This window comes from Methylobacterium crusticola (assembly GCF_003574465.1).
Taxonomy (GTDB): domain Bacteria; phylum Pseudomonadota; class Alphaproteobacteria; order Rhizobiales; family Beijerinckiaceae; genus Methylobacterium; species Methylobacterium crusticola.
Genome location: NZ_QOWC01000426.1, coordinates 1 through 2,310, shown reverse-complemented (window position 1 = coordinate 2,310; position 2,310 = coordinate 1). Strand labels below are relative to the sequence as shown.

Annotated in this window: 2 protein-coding genes and 1 pseudogene; 2 read left to right on the top strand and 1 reads right to left on the bottom strand. The window is 72.2% G+C overall.

What is annotated here, in order from left to right; genetic code table 11:
• Positions 1-195: pseudogene (locus DT057_RS35840) on the top strand (hypothetical protein); the annotation flags it as partial.
• Here the strand turns inward: DT057_RS35840 and DT057_RS34610 are convergent.
• Complete coding sequence (locus DT057_RS34610) at positions 176-481, bottom strand: ribbon-helix-helix domain-containing protein (RefSeq protein WP_128566516.1); 306 nt, start codon at positions 479-481, stop codon at positions 176-178. The pseudogene DT057_RS35840 and the gene DT057_RS34610 sit on opposite strands and share 20 nt — an antisense overlap.
• A 261-nt stretch (positions 482-742) precedes the next feature.
• On the opposite strand from DT057_RS34610, the gene DT057_RS34605 reads away from it, so the two are divergent.
• Complete coding sequence (locus DT057_RS34605; RefSeq protein WP_128566515.1) at positions 743-2,221, top strand: amino acid permease; 1,479 nt, start codon at positions 743-745, stop codon at positions 2,219-2,221.
• The last annotated feature ends 89 nt before the right edge of the window (positions 2,222-2,310 follow it).

Sequence of the window (2,310 nt, the reverse complement as noted above, 5' to 3'; positions counted from 1 at the left end):
GCGGTCGCGCGCTCCCTGCGGGCGGCGCGCCGCCGCGGGCTCTGCGAGGCGACCCTGGTCGCGGTCGGCGGGGCGGCCGGCTTCTGGCGGCACCAGGGGTTCGGCGCGCTCGAGCGGCCGCCGCCGGCCGGCTACGGCCGGGACGCCGTCCTGATGGTGCGGCGGCTGGCCGGCCTCACTCCGCCGCCATCATGACGGGGGCGGCGAAGCCCCCGGCGCTGCCGCCGCGGGCGAGGTAGATCAGGCAGGAGCAGCGCAGGAGCGAGGCGAAGTTGCGCACCTCGCCGTGGCGCTCCAGCACCTCGTCGTGCAGCCTGGTGGCGAACTTCGCCACGCTGAGGCTCTCCTGCCGGGCGATCTCCGCGAGGATGGCCCAGAACGCCGTCTCGAGCCGCAGGGAGGTGCAGTGCCCGCCGATCCGCAGGGAGCGGGTCTCGTAGGCGTAGTTCTCCGGCGGCTGCTCGGCGAAGATCCGGCACATGGTTCGTCCTCCCTGTCTTGTTGCCCCAGCTTACGGACGGGCCGGGGGCGCCAGCAAGACGCCAGAAGGTCTCGGCCCGCGGGGGGGCGTGCCGCTGCGGCAGGAAGCCTGGGCCCGCCGGCCTGCCGGAAGGGAAGTTTCTCGCGCGCCGCCTGCGACCGCGGCGGCACCCCGCGCGTTGACGGCGTGCGCATCGAACGCGCGACGGGCCGGCGCAGCGCCGAGGCGCGCGCCCCAAGCCGACGGAGGGGAGCGCGGGCGATGACCTTAGGACCGATCGCGGGCGACCTGCTGCGGACGAAGCCGATCGAGCGGCTGAGCCGGGACGCGGAGGGCGGGGCGCACGGGCTCGAGCGCACGCTCGGCGCCTGGAGCCTCGTCGGGCTCGGCATCGGGGCGATCATCGGGGCGGGGCTGTTCTCGCTCACGGGCATCGCCGCGGCCGAGAATGCCGGCCCGGCGGTGGTGCTCTCGTTCGCGATCGCGGCCCTGGGCTGCGCGCTCGCCGGCATGTGCTACAGCGAGCTCGCCAGCATGATCCCGGTCTCGGGCAGCGCCTACACCTACGCGTACGCCACCCTGGGGGAGTTCGTGGCCTGGATCATCGGCTGGGACCTGGTGCTCGAATACGCGGTCGGGGCCGCCACGGTCTCGGTGAGCTGGTCGAAATACGTCGCCACCCTGCTCCAGGACTGGGGCCTGACGCTGCCGCCGCGGCTGCTGCACTCGCCGTTCGAGACCGTGCGGCTCGGCGACGGCAGCAGCGCGCACGGGCTCGTCAACCTGCCGGCGGTGCTGATCCTGTGCCTGATCTCGCTCCTCCAGATGCGGGGCGTGCGCGAGTCGGCGCGGGTCAACGGCGCCATCGTGGTGGTCAAGGTCGCCGTGGTGCTGATCGTGGTGGCGGTCGGCGTCTTCTACGTGAAGGCGCAGAACTACGTGCCGTTCATCCCCGACAACACCGGCACCTTCGGCGCCTACGGCTGGAGCGGCATCATGCGGGCGGCCGGGGTGGTGTTCTTCGCCTATATCGGCTTCGACGCGGTCTCGACGGCGGCGCAGGAGGTGAAGAACCCGCAGCGCACGATGATGATCGGCATCCTGGGCTCGCTCGCCATCTGCACCGTGCTCTACATCGCGTTCGCGGCGGTGCTGACCGGCCTCGTGCACTACGACGCCATGAAGGGCGACGCGGCCCCGGTCGCGACCGCGATCAAGCAGACGCCGTTCCCCTGGCTCCAGACGCTGGTGACGCTCGGGGTCGTCGCGGGCTTCACCACCGTGATGCTGGTGCTCCTGTTCGGGCAGTCGCGCGTGTTCTTCGCCATGGCGAACGACCGCCTGCTGCCGAAATTCTTCTCCGCCATCCACCCGACCTGGCGCACGCCCTACCGGTCGAACCTCTTCTTCATGGTGTTCACGGCGCTCCTCGGCGGCCTCCTGCCGATCAGCACGCTCGGCCACATGACGAGCATCGGCACGCTCCTCGCCTTCATCATCGTGTGCGCCGGCGTGATCATCATGCGGCGCACCCACCCGGACGCGCCGCGGGGCTACCGGACGCCGCTGGTGCCCTTCGTGCCGGCGGCCGGGATCCTGGTCTGCCTCGCCATGATGGTGTCGCTCGACGGCGAGACCTGGCTGCGCCTGGTGATCTGGCTCGCGATCGGGCTCGCGATCTATTTCGGCTACGGCCGCCGTCACAGCCGGGTCGGACGCGACGAGGCGGGGACGCAGTAGGGGATCACCCCTCCCCTGCCGGGGTCCGCGGCCCGCACGCACGTCACAGGCCCCTTGAACGCGAAGAAGCCCGCCGCGGGGTTGCCGGG